Source organism: Candidatus Zixiibacteriota bacterium, assembly GCA_034439475.1.
In the GTDB taxonomy this organism is placed as follows: domain Bacteria; phylum Zixibacteria; class MSB-5A5; order GN15; family FEB-12; genus JAWXAN01.
This window is the reverse complement of sequence record JAWXAN010000065.1, coordinates 1-7478: the sequence shown is the minus strand read 5'-3', so window position 1 is coordinate 7478 and position 7478 is coordinate 1. Positions and strand designations below refer to the sequence as shown.

7 protein-coding genes are annotated in these 7478 nt (G+C 49.3%); 2 read left to right on the top strand and 5 right to left on the bottom strand.

Annotated elements, in window-relative coordinates:
* A partial coding sequence (locus SGI97_09380) for a hypothetical protein (GenBank protein MDZ4724097.1) occupies window positions 1-896 on the bottom strand: 896 nt, incomplete at its 3' end.
* A 69-nt stretch (window positions 897-965) separates the two neighbouring features.
* Entirely contained in the window at window positions 966-1469 is a 504-nt protein-coding gene (locus SGI97_09375; protein MDZ4724096.1) for a hypothetical protein, read from the bottom strand.
* Window positions 1470-1751: 282 nt separating this feature from the next.
* Between SGI97_09375 and SGI97_09370 the strand changes: the two genes are divergently transcribed.
* Complete coding sequence (locus tag SGI97_09370; protein ID MDZ4724095.1) at window positions 1752-3641, top strand: asparagine synthase-related protein; 1890 nt, start codon at window positions 1752-1754, stop codon at window positions 3639-3641.
* Between the two features lie 343 nt (window positions 3642-3984).
* Here SGI97_09370 and SGI97_09365 read toward each other — a convergent pair whose 3' ends face one another.
* The 3 genes from SGI97_09365 to SGI97_09355 form a co-directional block, all read right to left on the bottom strand.
* A complete protein-coding gene (locus SGI97_09365; GenBank protein ID MDZ4724094.1) occupies window positions 3985-5043 on the bottom strand; it encodes an NAD(P)-dependent oxidoreductase in 1059 nt (352 codons plus the stop codon).
* A gap of 124 nt (window positions 5044-5167) precedes the next feature.
* Window positions 5168-6244: an AI-2E family transporter gene (locus SGI97_09360; GenBank protein ID MDZ4724093.1), complete on the bottom strand. Its 1077-nt coding sequence runs from the start codon at window positions 6242-6244 to the stop codon at window positions 5168-5170.
* A gap of 419 nt (window positions 6245-6663) precedes the next feature.
* Window positions 6664-6822 (bottom strand): hypothetical protein, encoded by a 159-nt coding sequence (locus SGI97_09355; GenBank protein ID MDZ4724092.1) that lies wholly within the window; start codon window positions 6820-6822, stop codon window positions 6664-6666.
* A 52-nt stretch (window positions 6823-6874) separates the two neighbouring features.
* On the opposite strand from SGI97_09355, the gene SGI97_09350 reads away from it, so the two are divergent.
* The gene (locus SGI97_09350) at window positions 6875-7132 is read left to right on the top strand and encodes a hypothetical protein (protein MDZ4724091.1); all 258 of its coding nucleotides are present in this window, start codon (window positions 6875-6877) and stop codon (window positions 7130-7132) included.
* Window positions 7133-7478: the final 346 nt, after the last annotated feature.

The window sequence follows — 7478 nt, the reverse complement described above, 5'->3', positions numbered from 1 at the left end:
TTTGAAATAAAGAGATGATCAATGAGCGCAGTCAGATCACTGATATCTACAGTACCGGCAAGGTCGCAATCAATATTGCCGGTTAGACCCGCGCAACAATTTCCGCCGGTCGGACAGCTATTAGCCGCTGAGTTATTACCCTCAGACCACAGCGTAACATTGCCGGGGAAATTATATACTGTTATAACATCTTCCCAGAAGCCCTTGAAGTCGTTATAATTTGCGCAGGCTCGCTTTGGCACAACCTGCATGCTGTCGAGATTTATTCCGAGTTTGCCAAATCCAATAAGTGTCGGACAGGTCACTCCGGAAAAATACGGGCCATTGAGGCAGACCGAAGTTCCAAGCGGCAGACTCACAATAGCAGTCGTGAGCGGAGGCAGTACAACGGCGAAAAGATTTCCGGCGAAAATTTGTGTGCCCGGTTTGGCGCAGTTCGGTATTGCCGGGCTGACAGAGTAAATGGTCGGCTTCATGTCAATAGTCAAATTAGCGTTGGTCATATTCGTCACCCGCCACTTTACCGTCGTTATTGCAAATGGATAGGTGCTGAGACAACCGGTTTCGATGGGATCTTGATATACGGCATAGTGTTCGTTTCCGGCGTACCATCCGGTCAGAAAACCCGCATTCGGACCCTGCCAGTTTCCGTTACACACAACAGAGGACGTTTTTGAGCTCTTATGGATTATCCCACCAGTTGCTGCATCGATTTCAATTACAGGGAATTGTACTGGCGAAAGTTCGCCGCTCGTGCGCTCTTCAGCTAAATTTGCAGGAAGCACTTCTGCTACAGGCGAGGACTCTGTACATGGGGCAATCATAACTATCAAAAATGCTATGAAAAGCACGGGAGAAATAATTATGCGCAATCGGGTAATGTCTTTTGTTCTCATCTCGGCCTATGTATGATAGTATAATTATGACAAACGTTTTAGTCAATACAACTTCCTCACATTGAATCATCACAAGTATCGCATAACACGACTTTTGTGGCCGTCTTTGAAGTTTAGCTCTATATAATTGAAAATACAGATATCCCAGTCGACAAAACAGTCAACACTGGCAACTTCGCGAGCCACTATGGCCGCTGTCCGAAGCGCGCATATTTCTTCGGTTAGATCATTGACCGATTCTCCAAGCCATGCCGGTTTTCCGGTCTCAAAGGCAATAATAGCGACAATATATCGGTCAAGGTAGCGGGCATGGTTATAAAACCGCTGGTTGCAGAGAAGCCGTACAGATTTGTCGATCGCTCTCAACAGCGACTGGCGATAATCATGGACGACTTTGAACATAACGAGATATTGCCCTTCACCAATCAAATTCGCCGTCTCCTCGCGCATAAAACGAAATGACTCCCGAACTTTGGCAACTGCCGATACGGACGAATCGGCATCGACAAAGGCTTTGACAGCGTTGCCAGTAAATTGCAGCACCGCCTCGGGATATGTAATGGTATAGAGCATAGGCTATTCGGTATTATCGGCCTACCGAGGGCCAGACTTGACAATAATGATGGTTCAGTTTATTGAACTGTATGAGGGGAATCAATTCTCTTAGCGCCTGTCCCGAGTCAGGAACAAATTGCCCTTGGGCTTGATTTTTCACACAAAAATGACTATCTTGCAGGTTGAAGAGAAGGAAAAGCGCATTTTGAACCGGGTCTTATTCTCTTGCCATCTATCGCGCGCAAGCAATGTAGAAGATACTCCTGTAGCTAACCATATCTGTAACGAGGCGAACATTTAATGTCCCGTATATGTGGCGTTATCAATCCCAGCTTGTCCAAGGAGTTCGTGGCCGCTGTTCTAAACAAGCTGATTGCTCCCATGGTTCATTCCGCTGATTTTTCTCAGGATGCATGCCCGCTCAATGGCGCCGGCTTCGCTCGAACTTTTTTCTCTTCTCATAATTTTTCCACACATAGTTATGCCAACCCCGAGAAAACGCTCCTTTGTCTCTTCTCCGGCTACCTTCGCGATTTCCCGAAACTCCGCGAACAGGTCAGATATGAGAGTTCCGGCCAAGCCTCGGTTTCGACTCCTGCGGATTTGTTTGCCTATCTATTGCCCAGACATGGTATCCAGATTCTTGCTAATCTGAGCGGAAGTTTTGTCTTTGCGCTTTGGGATTCAACAAGCCAAACTTTGCAACTCGGCTCCGATCGCTTTGGCATGGCGCCGCTCTATTTTCGACACAGCGGCGCGCAATTGCTGTTTGCCTCAGAGATCAAAGCTCTCCTCGCGATTGAGTTGGAGGCCAGTGTAAACCTCGCCGCGCTTGAGGAACTCTGCGCATTTGGCTCTCCGTTGGGCGAAGACACACTGTATCCTTCGATCCACCGTCTACCCGTTGGGTCTGTCATGACCTTCCGGAACGGCCAAGTCACATATGAGAGACACTGGTGGTTTGATAAAGTCTTTGCCACACGGACAATCACGCTCCCTGATTTCCTTGATGAAGCTCAACGGTTGCTTTCAACTTCCATTGCTTCACTCATGCAGCAGGTCGAGAACCCAATTTGCTTGCTCAGTGCAGGATTTGATTCACGGCGGATTTTGCTTGAACTCGTCAAACACTCCCCAAAATTAATTTCCTATACTGCGCCGATTGTCGATCACAACGGGAATTGGATGTGCGATGTAACTATCGCGCGAGCCCTTTGCCATGAATACGGTGTTCCGCATATCGGCATCAACCTGCCACCGCCATCGGATCAAGGCCAGATTACGCGATACACTCGCATGCTGCTGGATTTTGAGACCGACTCCCATGCCTGGATTCTTCCCTTAATTTCAGAAATCCCGGCAGGCAGCGGAGTGAATTTCGACGGACTCGGCGGCGATGTTTTTTGCGATGCTCACTTTACTTATCAGGCTGAAGCCGATCATATGGATGACCCGGCTTGGCTTGCAAGATCAATAGAAACCCGTTTCTCTAATCTGTGGGAATCGCATTTCAGGCTAAAAAGAGATGCCCTTCCATTTTCAACGCGTCTTGAAAATCAGCTTACAAATCTTCCCTATTTCGACCACCGCCATATGGTTTTCTTTTTTAGCAATTGGAGCCGCCGCAAGACTGCGCTCCAGCCTAACGGCCTGCTTTCACTTAAGATCGATTCTGTTTTTCCGTTTCTCGATTACGAGCTCACTGATTTCCTGCTCTCTGTTTCACCTATGTGGAAACGAACAAACGAAGTCTGCGAGGCGATGCTGAGACGAAGTCATCCCGAGCTCATGCAAAAACTACCCAGTTCACACACACCCAACATATTTACGAATCCGGGTCCTGCTTCAATACCGTTTTGTGAAAAAGTTCCTCCGAGATACCATCAGGAGTCTCTCGAATCTCTCTACCAGACTGCCAGCAGTGACATTATGGCCGGCAAGGGCGTGCTGCCCCAACTATCGCGCCATGCACAGACTGCGGCTTTCGGGTTTTGGGGAATCAGGCCACAGAGACTTATGCCGCGAGCTTTTACCAACCGCTCCTGGCCTCTGCGACTGGCCGGGTTGTATGCCCAGCAACGTCGAACGGTCACCGAGCCGGACTGGGCCAAAGAGCAAACCGTCCTCGCCCAAGAATACATATATCATCGAAAACCCGTCGCCACACCCGCCTCCACTATAAAATCCTGATAGCTGCCTTCTCTCCTGACACTTTTCCAGTGTACCTTTTTCTTCGTTCCCTGCTGTACGTCCCCGTGCACCAACTTCTCATATTTTAACGCGTTCACTGCGTCGGAATGGCGGCACAAGAATCAAAGCCAACTTTCCCAACCCGCCATTGCGAGTTTCGCTTCTGAGCCCGCTGTGGCGAATGGCAATTTCATATTCGTCTTTCACCTATTCCGTCGGGTCTTGCTTACTTCGAGCGAACAGCGAGGAGTGAGCGCTGAGGCCACCGAAGTCCGCCTGTGGCGGGTGACCTCACGATCTCATGCCACACGCGGCAAGAAAAACCCCTGTATCCCCAACCCCCCTACATCCACTTCTTGAATAATTTCAGAATCCCCTGATCCCAACCGACACGGTGGGTCACACCTGCTTTTTGAGTCGTGAGTTCATCTTTATGCTCAAGGTACCACTTGTGCGATGTAATGAGCGCGTCCTGATTCGAATAGCGGGATTTCCAGCCAAGTTTTGATTCAATCTTCTCCGTCGAAACATACGAATCTTTATCAGCCGTCCCGTAGACCCATTTATAGAGGGGGGATATTTTCATAAATTCAAAAAGTGCCAGTGCCCCTTTCACCAGAGGCGCAGGTGTCGGCATCACTCTTGCCCCGTTGCCGGCAAAATCACAGAGCGCCCCGACATCGAGTTTGACCTTCTCAAATCTCTGCGCCCCAACATTGAAAATATCATTTGCCAACTGCGGCGAAGCCGATCCCGCGAGCCAGATGGCCTCAATAAGGTCGGTCACTTCAAGCAATTGATAGAGATTTTCACCCTTGCCGATTATAGGAATCCGTTTGCCCGAATCCACCCAATCATAGAGAATCTGAAACACCCCCAGCCGCGCCGTTCCGATAAATGTTTTTGGCCGAATGACCGGCACGCACATCCCCTGTTCGCGGAACTCAGCGCAGATCTCTTCGCCCGCGATTTTGCTCTCTCCGTACGCGCCAACTCCATAGACCGGATCTGTTTCAACGAGCGGGTGCTTGTCCGGCAGGCCGTAGACAGCCGTCGAAGAAATAAAAATCAGCCGTTCAACATTGCATTTTCTTGCCTGCTCAAGCGTGTTTCGGACTCCGGCGATATTGGTCGTCATTATCTCTTCGCGCGGCCAGAGCGGCAGGGCGGCGGCAGTGTGAATGATAATGTCAATTTTGTTATCATGGATTAGCCGGTACATGGCATCGGCATCACGGACATCGACATTGCGCAAAAGCGCGCCATCGGGATATTCGTCTTTGAAAAACGGCGCGATATCATTGCAGGCAATGAAAGAGACACCTCGCTCGGACAGATTTCTGGCAAGGTGGTACCCTAAAAATCCTGCTCCGCCGGTGATGAGTACTCGTTTTCCGATCATATTACCACTTCGTTCTCCGGTTCTCTCTTAAAAAATAAAAGAGGGGCAGGTTCATTCCTGCCTCTGGAGTAGTATGTATCATTTACCGAGTTCCGGCAAACCTGAAATTGAGCACGCAAACAAGCTAATCGACTTCGTCAACTTTGGTCTCCCGCCAGGTCAATTTCAGTTCAATGATACGCACGAGGGTAAAAAACACCGCGGCTATCACCGGGCCAATGACAACCCCCAGCAGGCCGAACATCAAAACTCCGCCCATGAGCGTGAAAAATAATAAGAGCGGGTGAAGCGCGGTGCGGCCAGCCAATAAATAGGGCCTCAGGAAATTATCGGCCTGACTGACCAAAATTATCCCAAGCGCGATAACCAGGATTCCCTTGCCCGGGGAACCGTCAAAGATCAAAATGAGTCCGCCGGGGATGTAGACCAGAAAACCGCCGATGAATGGTATCAGCGACAGGAAGGCCATCACCGCTCCCCAAAAAATCGGAGACTGCAATCCGAAAATCCAAAAAATAATCCCGCCCAGCAATCCCTGAAGCAGCGCAATCGCCACACCGCTGTACATAGTCGCCTCGATTATTTCTCGAAGCTGCGTATAGGTGGCATCAATCTGGCTATTCGTGAGCGGCGTAATTCGTTTTAGTTTATCAACCCATCGATTTCCATCCCGCAGGAAATAAAAAAGCGAAAACATGATTATAAAAAAATAGAGCAGAGACTTCGTGACGTTCGTGGCAATCCAGGTAGACTTACCGACAACCAGACCGGTAACCTTCTCTATTGCATCTCGCACAAGCCCGGCCAGATTGATATTCGACACATCCATATACGGTGAAAGCTTGATTTTAATTGAACTGAACCAAGGCGGATCATAGGTGAAATATCTCTGAAGTTCGCCGCTTTTATACGCATTGTCCACATGCCGAACAATCCCATAGGCCTCGTTCACCAGCGCAATAAAGAGATAACTAACCGGCCCGAGGATGAGAAGAAGGACGACAACACACACCGCCGTTGCGGCTAAATCGGGAGACTTCATCCTCGCTGAAAACCATCGAAAAAGCGGATGAAACGTTATAGCCAGAATTATCGCCCATGCGATCGGCACAAAAAATGGGACGATGAGCTTATAAAAGAGATAAAAGCAGACAATACAGAGGAGAATGAACAGGCCGGCAAAAAAGTCTCTTCGCTTCATACACTATGATACACTTCCCATCCCATACTTTCAAACTACGCAGTTCAATAATCATACACAAGAGCAAAGCGAAGGCCACCGAAAGGCGCACTGTGCGTGAAAGAGCACAATCGCAAGCTCACACCCAACACATACCGCGATTCTGAGCGTGTATCAGAAAGCGCATGCCGAGTTTAACCAGAATATTCTTGTTCTTTATTTTCATTCTTGCATATTGAAAGCAAGTCTGTTATGACTTGGGTGGCGTATAAACGGCATGGACCAGATTGTTTGTTCAATAATTGCACGATGTCTCACCGTTTCAGCTGAAAAAAACTTAAACGATTGCTGTAAAGAATCTTAGAGTTTGACCGATGAAGTTTAGTATGTAACAAGAAAACGGCGGGCAGGGACGTATGCCATGTCTATGTTCGCGAATTTTAACGACTCAATATGTAAGGAGTTGACACAATGGCAACAAGAAAAAACCGTTCCAGCGTTCGTCGTGCGGCAAGCCGTCGCACAACACCAACCCGTCGCAGCGCGACAAGCCGTCGTACCGCTTCATCCCCACGTCCGACAGCTCGTCGTACGTCCACACGTCGCGCCTCCAATGGCGGCAGCCCTTGGACCAGCACGGAAATCGCATTTATGCGCAAGAACTATCGCAACCAGAGCACTTCATGGGTTGCCCGTCAGCTTGGCCGCACAGTCTATTCGGTTCGTTACAAAGCGTCCGATCTGAGCATCAAGAAGGCTAATCCGTCGGTGTGGAAGAGCAACGGCAAGAACACCCCGACCACAAGCCGTCCGACCTCCAAGGCTCGTTACGGCAACTCCACACGTCGCCCAACCCGTCCGGTCGGCCGTCATGCCTCCGGTCGCACTGCCTCGCGCACCCGTCGCTAGTACGGTATAGTTGACTCGCATAAGAGTCAGCGAATTAGTTTTTGATATTCGAACGAAACCCCGCCTCGTAAAGAGGCGGGGTTTTTTGATTGGTGGGGTGGGTGTTCGCAAAATGTCACCCCAGCCCGCTACGTCGGAATCGCTACAAGATGAAGAATACATGAGATTGTTTTGTCACTCCTAAGAAGTCACACTGGTAGGGCGAATCCGTCTTCGAACCCGCCAGTTTTTGTCTTCAATTTGAGAAAAGATGTCGAGACCTAAGAAGGTTTAGACCTACCAAATATCAGAAAACATGAGATTGAGGCTTTGTTTCTTGTACCACCGTCCGCCGCGGCGGACGGTG